The sequence below is a fragment of the Candidatus Nitronereus thalassa genome (genome assembly GCF_032191465.1).
Classification (GTDB): domain Bacteria; phylum Nitrospirota; class Nitrospiria; order Nitrospirales; family UBA8639; genus Nitronereus; species Nitronereus thalassa.
Genome location: NZ_JAQOUE010000001.1, coordinates 379,369 through 397,889, shown reverse-complemented (window position 1 = coordinate 397,889; position 18,521 = coordinate 379,369). Strand labels below are relative to the sequence as shown.

Annotated in this window: 12 protein-coding genes; 7 read left to right on the top strand and 5 right to left on the bottom strand. The window is 48.1% G+C overall.

Translation table 11 applies throughout. The features are described 5' to 3' along the window. Positions 1-15: 15 nt before the first annotated feature. The 5 genes from PPG34_RS02005 to PPG34_RS01985 form a co-directional block, all read right to left on the bottom strand. The gene (locus PPG34_RS02005; RefSeq protein ID WP_313831462.1) at positions 16-1,161 is read right to left on the bottom strand and encodes a pseudouridine synthase; all 1,146 of its coding nucleotides are present in this window, start codon (positions 1,159-1,161) and stop codon (positions 16-18) included. Beyond that, positions 1,158-2,711 (bottom strand): glutamine-hydrolyzing GMP synthase, encoded by a 1,554-nt coding sequence (gene guaA, locus PPG34_RS02000; protein WP_313831461.1) that lies wholly within the window; start codon positions 2,709-2,711, stop codon positions 1,158-1,160. The genes PPG34_RS02005 and guaA overlap by 4 nt, the downstream gene beginning before the upstream one ends. Positions 2,712-2,865: 154 nt before the next feature. Continuing rightward, positions 2,866-4,335, bottom strand: a complete 1,470-nt coding sequence (gene guaB, locus PPG34_RS01995; RefSeq protein WP_313831460.1) for an IMP dehydrogenase — start codon at positions 4,333-4,335, stop codon at positions 2,866-2,868. A gap of 249 nt (positions 4,336-4,584) precedes the next feature. Then, positions 4,585-7,560, bottom strand: a complete 2,976-nt coding sequence (locus PPG34_RS01990) for a 6-bladed beta-propeller (RefSeq protein WP_313831459.1) — start codon at positions 7,558-7,560, stop codon at positions 4,585-4,587. Between the two features lie 306 nt (positions 7,561-7,866). Further along, a complete protein-coding gene (locus PPG34_RS01985; protein ID WP_313831458.1) occupies positions 7,867-8,595 on the bottom strand; it encodes an HAD-IA family hydrolase in 729 nt (242 codons plus the stop codon). Between the two features lie 461 nt (positions 8,596-9,056). Between PPG34_RS01985 and PPG34_RS01980 the strand changes: the two genes are divergently transcribed. The 7 genes from PPG34_RS01980 to dnaJ all read left to right on the top strand — a co-directional run bounded on the left by PPG34_RS01980 (position 9,057) and on the right by dnaJ (position 18,494). Continuing rightward, positions 9,057-11,801, top strand: coding sequence for a valine--tRNA ligase (locus tag PPG34_RS01980; protein WP_313831457.1), 2,745 nt, complete (start codon positions 9,057-9,059; stop codon positions 11,799-11,801). An 8-nt stretch (positions 11,802-11,809) separates the two neighbouring features. Next, on the top strand, positions 11,810-12,667 hold the full coding sequence (gene nadC / locus PPG34_RS01975; RefSeq protein ID WP_313831456.1) for a carboxylating nicotinate-nucleotide diphosphorylase: 858 nt from the start codon (positions 11,810-11,812) through the stop codon (positions 12,665-12,667). 45 nt (positions 12,668-12,712) lie between these two features. Then, positions 12,713-13,537, top strand: coding sequence for a biotin--[acetyl-CoA-carboxylase] ligase (locus tag PPG34_RS01970; protein ID WP_313831455.1), 825 nt, complete (start codon positions 12,713-12,715; stop codon positions 13,535-13,537). A 73-nt stretch (positions 13,538-13,610) separates the two neighbouring features. After that, positions 13,611-14,381 (top strand): type III pantothenate kinase, encoded by a 771-nt coding sequence (locus PPG34_RS01965; RefSeq protein WP_313831454.1) that lies wholly within the window; start codon positions 13,611-13,613, stop codon positions 14,379-14,381. Positions 14,382-14,692: 311 nt separating this feature from the next. Beyond that, complete coding sequence (gene grpE / locus PPG34_RS01960) at positions 14,693-15,352, top strand: nucleotide exchange factor GrpE (protein ID WP_313831453.1); 660 nt, start codon at positions 14,693-14,695, stop codon at positions 15,350-15,352. Continuing rightward, positions 15,349-17,286 (top strand): molecular chaperone DnaK, encoded by a 1,938-nt coding sequence (gene dnaK / locus PPG34_RS01955; RefSeq protein ID WP_313831452.1) that lies wholly within the window; start codon positions 15,349-15,351, stop codon positions 17,284-17,286. The genes grpE and dnaK overlap by 4 nt, the downstream gene beginning before the upstream one ends. An 80-nt stretch (positions 17,287-17,366) precedes the next feature. Further along, the gene (dnaJ, locus tag PPG34_RS01950) at positions 17,367-18,494 is read left to right on the top strand and encodes a molecular chaperone DnaJ (protein ID WP_313831451.1); all 1,128 of its coding nucleotides are present in this window, start codon (positions 17,367-17,369) and stop codon (positions 18,492-18,494) included. Positions 18,495-18,521 lie beyond the last annotated feature (27 nt).

The following is an 18,521-nucleotide window of genomic DNA, read 5'->3' as shown; positions in this document are numbered from 1 at the left end:
TCTTGTACCCTATAACTATCGTGGTCGCCGTTGGGCAACGGGTTTTCGTTTCTGAGGCGTCCCTCTTTTGGAAAAACTTGAGGACACCACCCGCCCCTTCAGAGATTGACGTTTTCCAGAAGCCACTCGAGGATTTGAAGATTTTTTAGAATTGGCAGTACGTCGATCCCTGCTCTGTACACCTGGTCCCTTCACAGAACTTACTCGCTTGTTAACTGGTCGTGTTGTCTGTGTGAGATTCACCCCACCACTTCTCTCCATTTTTCGTTTTTCCAGTGGCACTCTGGGCTTCCGGGTTTTGCTCACAGAAGTTTTTCTGACCGGTTTTCTGGGAGAACGAGACGACGGAGTATCGCCAGGTTTGATACGATTTTTCAAGTAGGGCTTGGGACGTGGTCGGACAGTCGGCCCTTCCGTGGTTGTTCGTTGAAGAATGGCTCGCAACGCATTGGCTTCGGCATCAGTGGCATAGCGAAATGTGCCCACGGGGATATCTCGTAATTGAAGGGGACCAAATCGAATACGCTTAATACGCAAGACTCGATGCCCGCAGGCTTCAACCATTCGCTTTATTTGTCGTTTTTTTCCTTCGCGAATGGTAATTTCTAACCAAGAGTTAGATTGGGCTTTTCCTGATTTTTTGACATCAGCAGGCAACGTCACACCATCTTCCAAAACCACACCTTCGCGCAGCATTTGAAGTTCTTCATCCGTAAATACACCCGAGACCTTAATGATATAGGTTTTGGGTACATGGTAACGAGGATGGAGACAGGCTTGAGCGACGAGCCCATTATTGGTCAACAGCAACAAGCCTTCGGCATCAAAATCTAGACGTCCAACTGGAAAAACCCGAACCTTTACCCGGCCTAATAAATCTGCCACTGTCTTTCGACCAAAAGGATCGTTCATGGTGGTGACACAACCAGGGGGCTTGTTCAGTAACACAAAAACCTCTGGTTCCGCAGTATCAATATGACACCCATTGACTTTGACATGGTCGATAGCCGGATCGATACAAGTCCCGAGCATACTCACGACTTTGCCATTCACCGTCACCTGACCCTGTCGAATCAAGTCTTCCGCCGCTCGCCTGGAACTTAACCCACTGGCCGCTATTACTTTTTGAAGCCGAACACGTGTGTCTGGTTTTTTAATCATTCCCATTCAATCGTACTGGGTGGCTTCGAACTAATGTCGTATACCACTCTATTGACGCCTTTCACCTCATTAATGATTCGATTAGATACCTTCCCAAGAAAGTCATGAGGTAATTGGGCCCAGTCCGCGGTCATCCCATCGACACTCGTCACGGCTCGCAACCCAATCACATGTTCATAGGTTCGCTGGTCCCCCATCACCCCAACCGTCCGAATGGGGAGCAATACGGCAAAAGCCTGCCAAGTTTTTCGATAGAACCCTTGGGACTTAAGCTCATCAATAAAAATGGAGTCAGCCTCCCGTAATATCGCTAACCGTTCTGGGCTGACTGAGCCGAGTACTCGAATGGCCAACCCCGGACCCGGGAAAGGATGACGTTGCACCATATCTACCGGCAGCCCCAATTCTTTGCCTAACTCTCGCACTTCATCTTTAAATAATTCTCGAAGGGGCTCGATTAATTTCAATTTCATTTTCGCGGGTAATCCGCCCACATTATGATGCGTCTTTATTGTGGCCGACGGCCCTTTATGGCTGATACTTTCAATCACGTCAGGATATAACGTGCCCTGCACTAAATATTTTACCTTCCCAATGGTCTTGGCTTCGCGATCAAAGGCTTGAATGAATTGCCGGCCAATGATTTTTCGCTTCTTTTCTGGATCACTGGTTTTACCCAAGGCTTTCAAAAAATGTGGAGATGCATCAACCATCCGATAATGAAAATGCTGTGAGGCAAATACCTTTTTTAGTTGTTTGGCTTCATCCTTTCGCATCACCCCATTATCAATAAACACACAAGTCAGCTGTTTCCCAATTGCCCGATGTGTCATGGCCGCGGCCACCATACTATCCACGCCCCCACTCAAAGCACAGATGACTTTTTCCCGTCCAATCTGTCCTTGAATCTCGTTAATGGAATTATGGAGAAAAGACCCCATAGTCCAGGTGGCCTTCGCCCCACAAATCCCATGCACAAAATTATTTAAAATTTGTTTCCCATGACTCGTATGCGCCACTTCCGGATGGAATTGGAGGCAATAAAACTGATGTCGATGGTTGGCCGATTTCATGGCGGCAATGGGTGAATTGCCTGTTCGTGCGATGGCTTTAAAACCTTGAGGTAGCTTTTCGATTCGATCACCGTGGGACATCCACACTGAAAATGGTCCAGTCTTCTCAAGTCCTTTGAACAAATCCGAGCTATCAAGCACTGTTAATTCAGACCGACCAAACTCTCGATGTTTCGCCTCCCCGACTCTTCCACCCATATAATGTGCGATGAGTTGCATGCCGTAACAAATTCCAAGAATGGGGACCTCTTCTTGCAACACTTCCTTGGCCCAACGTGGCCGCCCTATGCTTGTGACACTCGCTGGTCCCCCAGAGAGAATAATCCCCTTGGGAGAACATTCACGGATCGATTTGAGTGTTGTTGAGGCAGGAAGAATGACGGAATGGACTTTTAATTCGCGAATGCGACGAGCAATTAACTGGGTATACTGAGACCCGAAATCAAGAATGACAATTGTGTCGTGATGGATCGACATGGAGGTGGAATGGAAAGATGATTAGAAGTCCTACACATAAAGGAGGACCATAATTTTAAGAAATCGTAACACGTTAGCCACAATGCGTAATCCGTAAGAAAAATGATCTTACCTCTTTTACCCCACAAGGTTCACGCGGTACGGATGACTTTCTTTATTCAGTTTCGGCTCTATAGTTTGGCGCTTCCTTAGTAATGACCACATCATGAACATGGCCTTCCCGTAACCCAGCTTGGGTCAGTCGAATGAACTCAGCTTTTACTTGCAACTCAGCAATTGATCGGCAGCCACAATAGCCCATCCCAGATTTCAATCCCCCAACCAGTTGATAGACCACATTTGATAACGGTCCCTTATACGGGACACGTCCTTCAATTCCCTCTGGCACGAGTTTGCCGACGACTTGTCCTTCTTGTGCGTACCGATCCCGCCCTCCGCGTTCAAGGGCACCCAAGGACCCCATTCCTCGATATTCTTTATAGGTCCGCCCTTGGTAGAGCACCGTTTCTCCAGGCGACTCTTCCGTGCCAGCAAACAGCGACCCAATCATCACCGCCGCGGCTCCTGAAGCCAAGGCTTTCGTGATATCGCCAGAATATTTAATTCCTCCATCGGCTAGGACCGGAATTCCCGTTCCCTCCAGGGCTTCAGCACAATCCGCAATCGCCGTTAATTGGGGCACACCCGCTCCCGACACAATACGGGTGGTACAAATCGACCCTGGACCCACTCCGACTTTGACAGCATTAGCCCCGGCATCCACCAAGTCTTTCGCGGCTTTGGCAGTAGCAATGTTTCCGGCCAGCACTTCCAAACTGTTATGTGCCTTTTTAATATACTTCACCATGTCGATCACACTCTGGGAATGACCATGGGCAGTGTCGACCACAATTAAATCAATACCCGCTTTTACCAACCGTTCCACCCGCTCTTCGGCATCAATGCCAACACCAACCGCGGCAGCCACCCGCAACCGCCCATGCGCATCTTTGCTCGCTGTGGGGTATTTAATTTGTTTTTGAATATCTTTAATGGTGATAAGGCCCTTCAACTCAAATTGATCATTGACAACCGGGAGTTTTTCAATTCGGTGTTCATGAAGGATCTCCCTTGCCTTGGTTAAATCAGTCCCTTCTGGAACAGTCACGAGTTTTTCACGTGTCATGACTTGCGACACTGCAAGATCAAGGCGTGGTTCAAACCGGAGATCTCGGTTAGTCAAAATCCCCACCAACTTCTTGTCTTGGGTCACAGGAATTCCAGAGATCCGATAATTCGCCATGATGGCATGAGCATCACGAATGGTCTGGTTAGGCGAAATTGTAATGGGATCGAGAATCATCCCACTTTCAGATTTTTTTACTCGATCCACTTCCTTGGCTTGCAACTCAGGAGAAATGGCTCGGTGGATGACCCCAATGCCACCTTCTCGGGCCAAGGCGATGGCCAACCGTCCTTCGGTCACGGTGTCCATGGCCGCGCTCAACAACGGAATGTTAATTGTAATATTTTTCGTAATCTGGGTATGGGTCACGACTTCGCTTGGCAGCACTTCGGATTTCGCCGGCACAAGCACCACATCATCAAAGGTTAACCCAATTCGTGTTCGATCCCAAAGCCCCATGGTCTTTAACCTTTTCTCGCCGTGAATAGATGAGGAAGTAGAAACATCTTTCGAATTCTCAAGAGTCGTGTACTTAAACAGTGGTGATGGACGTCAGGAATAAAACGGTGAGTCAAGTCCTTGCCTACACCATAGCAGGAATTCGTATAAAAATCGATGATCGTCTCAGATTGAGATGTGGTGAGAGAAAAAGGGCTTCCAACCACATACCAAAGATTGGAAGCCCCTATTTTTCACCCAAAATTGGGTTTAGGAATCTTTGCCATCAGGTAATGCAACAAGGGAATCTGATTCAGCTTCTTCGCGAATATGTTCTTCCGCGTCTTCAGCAGGCATAAAGTGCTGGACTCGCATATTTCCGCTATCAACCACCATCACATGTCCTTTGGAGTCTACGGCTAGACCGTATGGGAAATTGAACTGACCCTGGGCATTGCCAAAGCCGCCCCATTGCGTAATGAAATTTCCCTCACGGTCGAATTTTTGAATCCGCTGATTCCCGGTATCCGTCACAAAGACATCTCCACTTCCATCCACGGCAATGCCCCAGGGTGATCGGAATTGCCCAGGGTTTTGAGCTTGGGAACTGCTGGCATGCCCTGCACCTAAACCGCCTCCCCATTTCGCCACCAGCTGAGGCAACACATTGGTACTGGTATCAAATTTTTGAATACGGTGATTTCCCATATCCACGACATACACCATACCGTCATTTTGATCCACGGCAATCCCTCTGGCAAAATAGAATTGGCCATCGTTATTGCCGAAACTTCCCCAATGCATGATAAATTCGCCATCTTCATCAAATTTCTGGATACGGAAGTTCGCGCTATCGACCACGTAGATATAGCCTCTCACTCGGTCAACCGCAATGCCCCAAGGCGCATTGAATTGCCCTTCTCCATTGCCACGCCCGCCAAACTTCATTAGGTAATGGCCAAGCTTGCCATCAAACTTCTGAACCCGGTGATTATTAGTATCACACACATACACATCGCCCTTCCCATCGCAGGCAATACCTGTGGGATTATTGAAGTTGCCGTTGGCTTGGCCAAAGTTTCCCCATAACAAGATGAAGTCTCCATTCCGTTCAAATTTTTGGATTCGGTTATTCCCATTATCCACAACGAAGAGACTTCCTTGGCGATCAATGGTCATCCCATAGAGGGGAGCCATAAATTCCCCCCCGTGTAACAGGGAGGCCCCACGACCCGGTTTACCCCACATCCCTGTGCACACATAACCAGAGGTATTCAATATGATATTGGCACTGGCAGGAACTGATGTGTTGTTGCCGACATCCTTGAACCAGACATAGACGGTTTTAGGTCCATCTCCTGGAGACAGCGAAAAAGGAATCGTGGCTCCAAACTTGTGCTCCGGTTCGACTTCGATCCAGCCAGGAAGGGTGGCGCTTGGCGTCATGGGATTTTCTGATATGAAATATCCAGCCACCCCAGTATCTAAGTCTTTGGCGGAAATCGTCGCCACTACATCCAAGGAATTAGTCATATAGGCACCATGATTTAAGACCAAATCTGGATTCTGTGGCGCCGCTAAATCGATCAACAAGGGGGCCACTTCTTGCTCCTCTGACAAGGGTCCCTCGTTTTCAGCTTCATCCAAGCAAGCGACGGCATAGTAATACGGAGTGTTATTGGTTAATCCACTATGGGTGTAGGGACTCGTCACGCCTTCAATTTTTGTCGCGGTTTCTTTGGTCACATTGGGGTCGGTGCTGAAATACAAATTATAGGAAACGGCCCCGGGCACATCGAACCAACTCAGAATCGCCTCTGTATCACCGGGTTTTGCCACTAAATGCACAAGGGGTAATTCGCCCTCATGAGCCTCCCTCACTTGAGACTTTTCGGCCTTTTCCCGTCCTCGAGCCAATTCTTCTTCCGTGGGAGCAAACTTGATGACCCGATGATTGCCACTATCCACCACATACACAAATCCTTCTTTATCCACGGCAATTCCTGAAGGGTAGTTCAATTGGGCTTCGGTGGCCCCACGGTTCCCCCAGCTACAAAGATAGGTTCCACTGGAATCGAATTTTTGAATTCGATGGTTCCCGCTATCAACTACATAGATATTGCCAAGCGGGTCACAGGCCACGCCCCAAGGCGATTTAAATTGGCCGGGTCCATTGCCTTCTCGCCCCCATTTGGCTAAAAAGTTTCCGCGGGGATCAAACTTTTGAATACGATGGTTTCCCTCATCTGCCACATAAATATTTCCAACGAAGTCCACCGTTAGACCGCGTGGGTAAAAGAAGGCACCATCAAAACTGCCATCACGGCCCCACTTCACCAGCGGGGTGCCATTCGACTCGAATTTTTGGACTCGCGCATTACTGGTGTCAGAGACATAAAGATTTCCTTGGGAATCCGTGGTCACGCCCCAAGGTACGTCAAACTTTCCAGCTTCGGCCCCTCGCCAGGCAAACCCAAATTTGCCCCAGGCCGTCATAAAGTTGCCGTCCGGATCAAACTTTTGCACTCGGTTATTGCCACTGTCCGAGACATAAATATGTCCTTCCGGAGATGCCGCTAATCCTCGAGGATAATAGAACGCCCCCTCCTGCGAATCGGCTTCCCCGCCCCAGCGGGCAATAAACTTTCCATCTTTATCAAATTTTTGGATGCTGTGATTATCCGTATCGGCCACATAAATGAAGCCCTCACCGTCAATGGCAATGCCGGTCGGAGAACGAAATTCTCCGTCATCAATACCATCCTCACCAAACTGCAAAACCGGCAGATAGGGAGCCGGTATGGACATCACCTCTTCGGAACAAGGACTTTCCCCTTCTTCCGTCACGGCAGTCACCACATAGTGGTAGCACAGCCCATTGGCTAAATCATTGTGGGTATAGGGACTCGAAGGGCCTTCAATGCAATTGCCCTTTTCCTTCGTCACTCCAATCACCGGAATAAAATCTTCTTGGCTCGCGATAGGACGTGTCAATTCATTGGGTTTAATAGTCACGCCCTTACTGGTCAGGTAATACAGATTGTAATACATGACATTGGGTACGGGCTCCCAAGTAACCGTGATAAATCCATTGCCAGCTACAGCTTTAACTCCACTAGGAGCAGGAGGAAGTTTCTCGCTATCCAAATCTTCACCAGCGCCCCAATCCTCCTCTGATCCTTCAGCTAATACAGCTAATCGATGCCACGGTTGATTGAGGTCATCAAACTCGGAAAAATCTCTCATAAACTTCCCCCACGAATGTTCAAGCAGTACTTGACGTTACAATGTGATCTAAATGTGCTCATTAGAAAAAACCAAACTTATATAAAGAAAAGTTAAATAAAAGCAGGGAGTTAGGAAGGAAAGTCTATCAAGCTATATTTTGGGAAGTCAAGGCAAGAAACAAGTCGAAAACCCAGCAAATATAGGGGTTCAGGACGCATGATATACGCCAAACTGCGTATAGAATATTTCCCTAATTCCTTTTGGTCGATTTAAGAGAAAAAACCTTATAGGAAGCAAACCCGAGAAGGGTGGCGGCTTATAAATTTAAGCGGAAAACTGGGATAGCATACCAACAATGCCAGTTAAAGAATTGACTACTCTTTCCCCACTTTTTCCACCCCCCTTTTCCCTTTCAATCAAAAGCCCATGCAATTTGGCATGGCGTGCACCATCGAAATCTTCACTGCGACTATCCCCAATATGCAGGGCTTCGTCCGGTTCGAGTGCATGCTGATCCAAGGCATATTGAAATATTTTCGGCGAAGGTTTCGCTGCACCCGCTAAACTTGAAATCGTGATGGAATCAAAATACTGATCCAACTTGAGTCCACGAAGAATCCCATAAAATCGGGTATCAAAATTAGAAATCACCCCTAACTCATACCCTTGAGTTTTCAGTAGCTCTAACACTCCAGGGACCTCCGGATATACCTGCCAGAGATCTGCGGTTCCAAATGCTTCAAACACTTCATCGAAATACTCATCAAATCCTCCAAACATCCCCACGCGGTAAAACACCCCATGCACAATATCAAACCACCATAACCGCTCACATTGCTTGAGCTTTTCAGGTTCATCCACGGCAAAGATAGCAGGAGGCGCCTGCCGGAATGCTTCTTTAAAGGCCTGATTCACTTTGGTGGTTAATTCCGGAGATGGAACAACCCCATACTTTTCTGCATAGCGAAGATAGACTTCCCCAACCGAACCCTTGACGTGAAATAAGGTTCCGGCGGCATCGAAAAACACCACCTGTATTTGAGATTGGGACATGGGATTTAAAATTCTACATGAAAAACAATGCGAACACTAAGACACGCAGTTCCAATAAAACTTACCTGAGGAAAAAACGAGTGACCGAAGTTTATTGACTTTAGATGAAAGGAATCAAAAAACCACAGGGAAGGGGCAATGAAGGTCAGGACAGGAAAAAGATGAGATTACTTCTTGCTCCCTGCTTTCTTTTGAGCTTGATCAAGGGCTTTCACACGTTGTTGATTCTTGCGGTGCTTCCGACGGAGTTCCCGATCTTTCTCTCGACCCTTAGGCATGCATGGCTCCTTATGTTATGTGTGAATGTTATTTGTGACCATCGCCAGTATTTCCGTAAAATCCCTGGCGAAAATTCTTACCGTATCTATCACACAATTTCATCTTAAAACAAGCTGAAGTTCCTTGCGGGGGCCCACACCCCATGCTAAGATCCCTGCTCTTTTAGCCCCCAACTCGTCTTTATGTCTTCCCGTCAACTTGAAAAGATCTACGAACCTCAGGCCGTTGAAGCCCGCTGGAGCCAATATTGGCTAGACCAGGGTTATTTCGCTGGAAATTCTGACGCCCCTGGCGATGCCTACACCATTGTCATTCCCCCTCCGAACGTCACCGGATCCCTGCATATTGGTCATGCGTTGAATAATACTCTCCAGGACATCTTAATCCGTTGGCGACGTATGCAAGGACGAAAAGCTCTTTGGGTTCCCGGAACCGATCATGCGGGCATTGCCACGCAAAATGTCGTGGAACGACAACTCCATGCCGAAGGCAGTTCCCGAGAACAACTTGGACGAGATGCGTTTATTGAGCGGGTTTGGAAATGGCGGCAAGAGTCCGGCGACACAATTATCGGCCAGCTCAAACATTTGGGCGCTTCGTGTGATTGGTCCCGTTTGCGTTTTACCATGGACGATGGGCTTTCAAAAGCCGTCCGCGAAGTGTTCGTCCGCCTGCATCAAGAAGGATTAATCTACCGTGGGGAGCGATTAATCAATTGGTGTCCTCGCTGCCTCACGGCTCTCTCTGATATTGAGGTTGAGCATGAGCAACTCAAAGGCAAGCTCTATCATATTCAATACCCCCTTGCAGATGATCCAAATGTCTTTTTGACCATCGCAACGACACGCCCTGAAACGTTACTAGGTGATACAGCTGTCGCAGTGCACCCGGAAGATCCTCGCTATAACCATCTGATTGGTAAATCCATCCGACTTCCGTTGACCTCCCGGACGATTCCCATTGTTGGTGATGCGATACTTGTTGACCGTGAATTTGGCACTGGCGCCGTTAAAATTACTCCAGCACATGATTTTAACGATTTTGATGCTGGTGAACGGCATCAACTTCCCCGGCTTTCCATTTTGAATTACCATGCACAACTGGACCCTGCAGCCCTAGAAAAGGCCGGGGTGGAAATTTCGCTCCGCTCGCAATTGGCGAATTTGCCAGTGGCAAAAGCGAGACCCATTGTCATTGAGGCTCTTCAAGCCCTGGAACGCATGCCTTCGATCGATGATCATCAAATGGCCTTGGGAAAATGTTACCGCTGCAAGACCGTGGTGGAACCCTTTCTCTCTCCCCAATGGTTCGTCAAGATTCAGCCTCTTGCCGACCCGGCGATCCAGGCCGTCGAAACAGGACAAATTCGAATTATTCCCGAGGGCTGGGCCAACAATTATCTCGGATGGATGAGAGGGATCAAAGACTGGTGTATTTCACGCCAAATCTGGTGGGGACATCGAATTCCCGCCTGGTATTGCACCACTTGCTATCCTGAGGTCAAACAGGTTGACCAGGGAGCGGGGAGCAGCATTATTCCTCCGAACGCAACTCCCACTGTCGACCGGGTCGCACCTAAGATATGTCCCACATGTAGCAATGAGGACTTTATTCAAGACCCTGATGTCCTGGACACCTGGTTTTCGTCTGCCCTTTGGCCATTTTCGACATTAGGATGGCCAGAAGACACCCAGGATCTTAAAACCTTTTATCCTACAGCCACCCTTGTCACGGGTCTGGATATTCTCTTTTTCTGGGTCGCCCGCATGATCATGATGGGCTTGAAATTCACGGGCAAACCCCCGTTTAAGGATGTGTATATTCATGCCTTGGTTCGTGATGCCGAAGGCCAAAAGATGAGCAAGTCCAAAGGAAATGTTATCGATCCACTCACAAAAATGTCTCAATACGGCACAGACGCACTGCGATTTACCCTGACCTCCATGGCCTCCCCTGGACGTGATATCAAATTGTCTGAAGAACGGATCGAGGGCTATCGCAATTTCACCAACAAGATTTGGAATGCCGCGCGATTTATTCTCATGAATGCGGACGGCAAAATCCAGGCGCTCCCTTTTAAAGATCGCCCCTTAATCGATCGATGGATCCTCACTCGACTGAATCAGGTTACCGATTCCGTCAACATCAGTTTGGAAAACTATCGGTTTGATCAAGCGGCCAATCAGCTTTATCACTTTATTTGGCATGAATACTGCGATTGGTACTTGGAGCTGATCAAGCCGTCGCTACAAGCCGATGATACGCCTGAAAACCGCTCAACACGTTACACGCTTTTCGAATCGTTTGAAATCGTGCAACGGCTGCTTCATCCGCTCATGCCTTTTCTCACCGAAGAAATTTGGCAAGCCATTCCGCATGAAGGGGACAGCCTTGTCATCCAATCTTACCCCCAGAAAAACAATGACTGGGTCGATCCCAATGCCGAAGAGGCATTCCGTATCATTGAACAAGTCGTCACCATCACGCGCACTGGCCGAGCATTACTCGAATACGGGCCAGCCAAAAAGCTGTCTCTCTCTGCAACAGCGAAAGATCCCCAAGATGTAGCTCAACTTCAGACGCTGAAACCTCACATTGAACAACTTACTCGAGGGAAACTTGGAGTCTCCAACCAGACTGATTGGCCAATGAATCACGTTCTGCAGCTAGTGGCAGGTAGCTTCACAGTCGGGATTCACATAGAGGGGGAGGTTGACCTCAAAAAGGCATTGGACCGCATCAAGAAGCAGACTCAAACCAAACACAAAGAAGCCACCCGCCTTCAAGGAAGACTGGCCTCCCCAGATTTTACCGCCAAAGCCGAACCCGAGGTCATTCAGGAATCACAAGATCGACTCAACGCCCTTAACTCTGAGCTTTCTCTTCTTTCGAGCAGTGAGCTTCAACTCCAAAAAATGGTTACCTAAAAAGAACCATGTCTTCTCCCCTGCTCTCACCCCATGAGCTTGATCCCCTTGTCCGACAGGCCCTTAAAGAAGACATCTCCTACGGAGACGTCACCTCGGAAACCCTTATTCCAAGTTCCACGACGACTCGAGCCGTTATTAGGGCAAAGCAAGGGGTTACCGTGGCCGGAATACCGGTCCTCCAAAAAGTCTTTGAGTTACTCAATCACTCCGTTTCCATCACCGTTGAACATGGTGACGGGGAAACCATTCTTTCAGGACAAACAATAGCCACACTGGAGGGAAACACCCGATCGATTCTTACGGGAGAACGGGTAGCCTTAAATTTTCTTCAACACCTCTCTGGAATTGCCACGCTTACCAAACAGTATTGCGACGCTGTGCGGGATTATCCCACTAAAATTCTCGACACAAGAAAGACGACACCAGGCCTCCGGACACTGCAAAAGTGGGCCGTGGTCATGGGTGGTGGGACAAATCATCGGATGTCCCTCAACGATGGCATCCTAATTAAAGATAATCATCTGGCCATTCTTAAAGCCCACGGCATTAGCCTCACCCAAGCATGCCATTTAGCTAGAGAAAACGGCCCTCATTGCGTGAAGATATGCGTGGAAATTGAAGCATTAGAAGAGATTGAACCTGCGATTCAGGGACAGGTGGATGTACTCTTACTCGATAATATGACTCCAGATGTCGTCCGCAAAGCAGTGACCCAAATTAAAGGGAGAGCTTTGGTCGAGGCCTCCGGAGGAATCACTCTGGCTAATATCCGAGAATATGCCGCCGCTGGTACCGACTATATTTCCATCGGGGCGCTTACCCACTCAGCTCCGAGCGTGGACTTAAGTTTGGAAATATTGTGACCTTTTCCTTCGTAAATTCATTCTCAAACTAAGGGGCCAGTCTCCATGTTGGTTCAACCACAATCCGATGCCCTGAACGCTGGTGTCATCCAAGCCGGACTCAAGACTCAGAACCTTGGACAATCCCTACATATCGTCACCGAAACGCCTTCTACCAACACACTTGGCTTAACCTTAGCCGGATCAGGCGAACCTCATGGAACCGTGATCCTGGCGGAACACCAAACTGCGGGCAAAGGGAGATTGGGGCGCACTTGGGTCTCACCCCCTCACAAAAATATTTATTGTTCGGTAATATGTCGAGATCCTCGACTGCAACCTCATTTATCCTGGATTCCATTAGCAACAGGCCTGGCGCTCTCCAAAGCCATAGAAGAAGACCAAAAAATCACCCCCTCACTGAAATGGCCCAATGATCTCTTGATTGGGAACAAAAAATTAGGTGGAATCTTGTGTGAGAGCATGAATCGAGAGAAATCAACATGCGTAATTATCATAGGATTCGGGATCAATGTGAATGCCGACCTGGATGATTTTCCGCAAGAGCTTCAAGAAAGCTCCACATCGCTGTCACTCGAAAAACAGGAATCGTGCAACCGAAATCGACTTCTCATTCGCATATTCAACCAATTAGAAAAGTGGTATGATCAACTGGCCCTGAACTACCTAGATGAAGTCCATGCCGCATATTCTGCTGCCTGTTCAACCCTCGGTATGGATGTGCGATGTGTTCTCACAGAAACAAAAGCAATTCATGGTAGGGCAACTGCCATTGGAAAAGAAGGCTCTCTTCATGTCACGCCTTTGGAACAGGATTCAAAAAAGATCATCGAGATTCATTCGGCGGATGTCATTCATGTCAGATCCTAACTCTTGATTAGCTATCCTCCAGACATGTATTTTCCTGGTTATCAACTAAAACCCACAATCACTAAAAATTGACATGCTCCTCACGATTGACATCGGCAACTCACAAATCGCCTTTGGGGTCTTTGATCGCGATACCCTTAAAAAATCCTGGCGATTGGCTACGAATACCACGAAAACATCCGATGAATATGGATCTCTGTTTGTTTCCCTGATGCGTGAAGCAGGCATCCAGCCCACGAGTATCGATGGCACCATCATCTCCAGCGTGGTTCCTCCGGTCACCCCCGTCATTGAGCAGGTGGTTGAGACCTATTTCCACCATTGCCCATTACTTGTCACGGCGGATTTTCCATTTCATTTGACCCTTCAATATGCCAATCCTCGAGAAATCGGCACGGATCGCCTAGTGAATGCGGCAGCGGCGTATGCTCGCTATCACACCGGACTGATTATTGTGGACTTCGGAACCGCCACCACTTTTTGCACGATTACTCAAGATGGACGATATTTGGGAGGTGCTATTGCCCCAGGCCTGAAGAGTTCCGCCAATGCCCTTCACGCCCATACTGCCAAACTGCCAGATATTGAATTGGTCCGACCTAAAAGCGTCATTGGGACTGATACCGTTACCAGTATGCAATCGGGGCTAATTTTTGGATATGCCGGATTGGTGGACGAGCTAGTAACTCGAATTCAGCAAGAGATTGGTCAAACCACCCGTGTTATTGCCACCGGAGGCCTCGCCGCAATCCTTGCCCCTATTTCACGCACCATCCAAGACGTATGCCCCTATCTCACGCTTGAAGGGCTCAATCTTCTTTATCATCGGATCAAAGGCGATTAGCGGTTTATCCAGGTTATCCACACCCCGTAAATATTTTCCCTATTTTTTTCATACTTTGGGTTGACTTCCCTCCCACAATGTCTATCTGAACACAGGCCATCATTGGGCAGGGATTAACCTGCCAGGACCCTAATTCCGATGATATTGCGATAAACCCAACGTTAACACAGGATTTTCATGATTTACGGCAGTCGCAAGGTATTTGTGAAACCGATAGGCCACCTAAAAAAAATCAGGACATCAAGATCACTTTGAAAAACCTCGATTTTTTAAAAAATTTTGGTTTTCGACAATCAGTGAAGGAACCGGCTGTGGACAAATCAGATGAACGACCAACCCCCAACGAATCCCACCTGACGGGAGAAAACCAATCCACCATTGTGGACGAAAATTCCGCTGAGGAAACAACGGATGCCTCAACCAACGAGGAAGTGCCCACAGTTTTACAATCGGAACTCACGGCAAAAATGACCGAAATTCAGGAATTAAATGATAAGTATCTACGGCTCGCCGCGGAGTTTGAGAATTACAAACGCCGGGCGCAACGAGATCAAAGCGAGACCGTCAGGTTCGCGAATGAGAAATTATTAAAAGATTTGCTCCCAACGATCGACAACTTAGAACGCGCATTGCAATGCAGCCAAGAAAAATCCGACACCGAAGGATTACGAGAAGGAGTGGAGCTTACGTATAAACAATTTTTGGATACTTTGGAAAAAGTCGGTGTCAAACAAGTCACCAGCGCGGGCGAACCCTTTGATCCCGCGAAACACCAGGCTGTCGGGCAAGTTGAATCTTCAACAGTGGCAGAAAATTTTGTGGTGGATGAATATCAGAAGGGCTATTTTCTTCAAGACCGAATCCTACGTCCTGCGATGGTCACAGTAGCCAAAACCGCAAGTACGGACGATCCTTCGGTATCCCAAGGAGAAGAAAGCCATGAGCAGCATATGGAAGGAGAACAGGAATGAGTAAAATTATTGGAATTGATCTTGGAACCACGAATTCGTGTGTCGCCATTATGAGCGGAGGCGATCCCGAAGTCATTTCGAATTCCGAAGGAGGACGCACAACGCCATCAGTGGTGGCAATTAATGATAAAGACGAACGATTGGTAGGACAAATTGCCAAACGGCAAGCCATAACCAATCCGGAAAATACCATTTTTTCCGTCAAGCGATTGATGGGACGGAAGTTCTCTGCCAAAGAAGTGCAAGATGCCAAGAAACGCCTTCCCTATAAAATAGAAGAAGCGGCCAATGGCGATGCTCATGTGGTCATTCGTGGCAAGGCTTATAGCCCTCCAGAAGTTTCGGCCATGATTCTTTCCAAGATCAAGCAGACGGCAGAAGATTATTTGGGTGAAAAAGTCACGGATGCCGTTATCACGGTGCCAGCCTATTTTGATGACAGTCAACGTCAAGCCACCAAGGATGCGGGACAAATTGCCGGACTCAATGTGCTACGTATTATCAATGAGCCGACTGCGGCATCACTGGCCTACGGTTTGGATAAAAAAAGTGAAGAGCGAATCGCCGTCTACGATTTGGGAGGCGGAACGTTTGACGTGTCTATTTTAGAAATTGGCGATGGCGTCTTTGAGGTGAAATCCACCAACGGTGATACATTTCTCGGGGGTGATGATTTTGACGAACGGATCATTGATTGGCTCGTCGACGAATTTAAAAAGGATCAAGGCATTGACCTAAAGAATGACCGAATGGCTTTACAAAGGCTCAAAGAATCAGCTGAACGAGCAAAAATCGAGTTATCTTCCTCGCAAGAAACCGAAATCAATCTCCCTTTCATTACCGCCGATGCGACAGGACCAAAACATTTGGTGCTGAAATTAACCAGAGCCAAATTAGAACAATTAGTGGATGATCTCATTGAGCGGTCGATCCAGCCTTGCAAAAAGGCTTTGACTGATGCCGGAGTGACTGCCAATGACATTAACGAGGTCGTCCTCGTCGGGGGAATGACTCGGATGCCAAAAGTCATTCAACGCGTCAAAGAATTTTTTGGAAAAGACCCACATCGAGGGGTAAACCCGGACGAAGTCGTCGCCATTGGCGCAGGAATTCAAGGCGGGGTGCTCAGAGGGGATGTCAAAGATGTGTTATTGCTGGACGTCACTCCTCTCTCCTTGGGTATCGAAACCTTAGGCGGTGTTTTTACGCGGCTTATTGATCGCAACACCACCATCCCGACAAAGAAAAGCCAGGTCTTTTCTACGGCAGCCGACAATCAAACAGCCGTGACTATCCGCGTGTTTCAAGGTGAACGCGAAATGGCCAACGATAACAAATTGCTGGGACAATTCGATCTCGTGGGCATTCCCCCAGCACCACGTGGCATGCCCCAAATCGAAGTGGCATTTGATATTGACGCCAATGGGATTGTACATGTCTCAGCCAAGGATATGGCCACTCAAAAGGAACAATCCATTAAAATTACGGCCTCCAGCGGGCTGAGCAAAGAAGAAGTTGATCAATTAGTTAAGGACGCTCAAGCGCATTCCGAAGAGGATAAAAAACGTCGAGAAATCGTCGAGCTCAAAAATCAAGCCGACAACCTGGTATATAGTACGGAAAAGAACCTCCAGGAAAATGGCGATAAAATCAGCGATGAGGAAAAAACAAAAATCCAAGATGCCATCAAGGCCATGCGAACCGCCATGGAGGGTACCGACCTTGAAGCGATGAAGACGGCCATGCAAGACCTGCAAACGGCCTCTCATAAATTAGCCGAAGAAATGTATAAGGCAGCCTCCTCTGAAGGTGCCGCCACGGCAGCTGGAGATGGCAATGCCGGCACAGATGGATCCTCCGCAGGCGGGACCACGAGTGAGGACGAAAAAGTCGTGGATGCCGAATTTGAAGAAGTCGATAAGGAAAAGAAATAAACCAAATTTCGTTACGCCTTTGATCAATCCTTATTGAGTCAAAGGATCATGCTATTCACCATGCATTCAGAACACCAAAGATGGCTTCAGTGACCAAAAGAGATTATTACGAAGTACTGGGCGTAAAACGTGACGCCTCCGAAGACGAAATTAAAAAAGCGTTTCGGAAAGTCGCACGGCAGCATCATCCCGACCTTCAATCGGATCCCAATGAGAAGAAGAAGGCCGAGGAAAAATTCAAAGAAGCCGGTGAAGCCTATGAAGTCCTAAGTAATGCCGAACATCGGAAACGCTACGACATGTTCGGGCATTCCGGTGGGCCACAGGGTTTTGGTGGCGCGGAAGGCTTTGCTGGAGCCGGGGGATTCGGAGATATTTTTGGGGACATCTTTGAAGATTTTTTTGGAGGAGGACGCGGGGGACGTTCCCGGGCCGAGCAAGGAAACGACCTTCAATATAATTTGGAACTCACGTTCGAGGAAGCTGTCTATGGCAAGGAAGCCAAGCTCAAAATTCCACGATGGGAAACTTGCGAATCCTGTAATGGGAGTGGGGCCAAGTCCAGCAGCTCAGTTAAGTCTTGTCCTGGATGTGGAGGATCGGGTCAAATTCGACTCCAGCAAGGATTCTTCACCATTAATCGAACCTGCGGTCAATGCCAAGGGGCCGGACAAATCATTGCCGAACCCTGCACCACCTGTCGGGGACAACGGCGAGTTTATAAAGAACGCAATCTTTCCGTCACTATTCCGGCCGGCATCGAAACCGGCATGCGCCTTAGACTCTCTCATGAAGGCGAACACGGGGTGAATGGAGGTCCGCCGGGCGACTTATATGTTGCCGTTGCGGTCAAACCTCACCCGGTGTTTACGCGAAAAGGCAATGACATCTTGGTTGATTTGCCTGTGCATTTTGCAACGGCGACACTAGGAGGTAAAGTCGAAGTCCCCACGCTCAAAGGAAAAACGACCGTCAAAGTTCCAGAAGGCACTCAGCATGACCGGGTGCTCCGGCTTAAAGGAATCGGAGCTCCCGCTCTAAAGGGTAATCAGATGGGTGACCAACTCGTGCGGATAAAAATTCAAATTCCGACAAAACTCTCAGCTCGTCAACGCGAATTGCTGGATGCCTTTGCCAAGGAAAGCGACTTGTCTGGAGAAACCAATGGCGAAGGCATTTTCGACAAGGTTAAAAACATGTTTGATTAAATTATTTTTGCTACACCTCCTTTCCCC

Excerpts from the sequence above, each read along its gene's own strand:
- PPG34_RS02005 (WP_313831462.1), bottom strand. The coding sequence starts at position 1,161 with ATGATTAAAAAACCAGACACACGTGTTCGGCTTCAAAAAGTAATAGCG.
- guaA (WP_313831461.1), bottom strand. The coding sequence starts at position 2,711 with ATGTCGATCCATCACGACACAATTGTCATTCTTGATTTCGGGTCTCAG.
- guaB (WP_313831460.1), bottom strand. The coding sequence starts at position 4,335 with ATGGGGCTTTGGGATCGAACACGAATTGGGTTAACCTTTGATGATGTG.
- PPG34_RS01990 (WP_313831459.1), bottom strand. The coding sequence starts at position 7,560 with ATGAGAGATTTTTCCGAGTTTGATGACCTCAATCAACCGTGGCATCGA.
- PPG34_RS01985 (WP_313831458.1), bottom strand. The coding sequence starts at position 8,595 with ATGTCCCAATCTCAAATACAGGTGGTGTTTTTCGATGCCGCCGGAACC.
- PPG34_RS01980 (WP_313831457.1), top strand. The coding sequence starts at position 9,057 with ATGTCTTCCCGTCAACTTGAAAAGATCTACGAACCTCAGGCCGTTGAA.
- nadC (WP_313831456.1), top strand. The coding sequence starts at position 11,810 with ATGTCTTCTCCCCTGCTCTCACCCCATGAGCTTGATCCCCTTGTCCGA.
- PPG34_RS01970 (WP_313831455.1), top strand. The coding sequence starts at position 12,713 with ATGTTGGTTCAACCACAATCCGATGCCCTGAACGCTGGTGTCATCCAA.
- PPG34_RS01965 (WP_313831454.1), top strand. The coding sequence starts at position 13,611 with ATGCTCCTCACGATTGACATCGGCAACTCACAAATCGCCTTTGGGGTC.
- dnaK (WP_313831452.1), top strand. The coding sequence starts at position 15,349 with ATGAGTAAAATTATTGGAATTGATCTTGGAACCACGAATTCGTGTGTC.
- dnaJ (WP_313831451.1), top strand. The coding sequence starts at position 17,367 with ATGGCTTCAGTGACCAAAAGAGATTATTACGAAGTACTGGGCGTAAAA.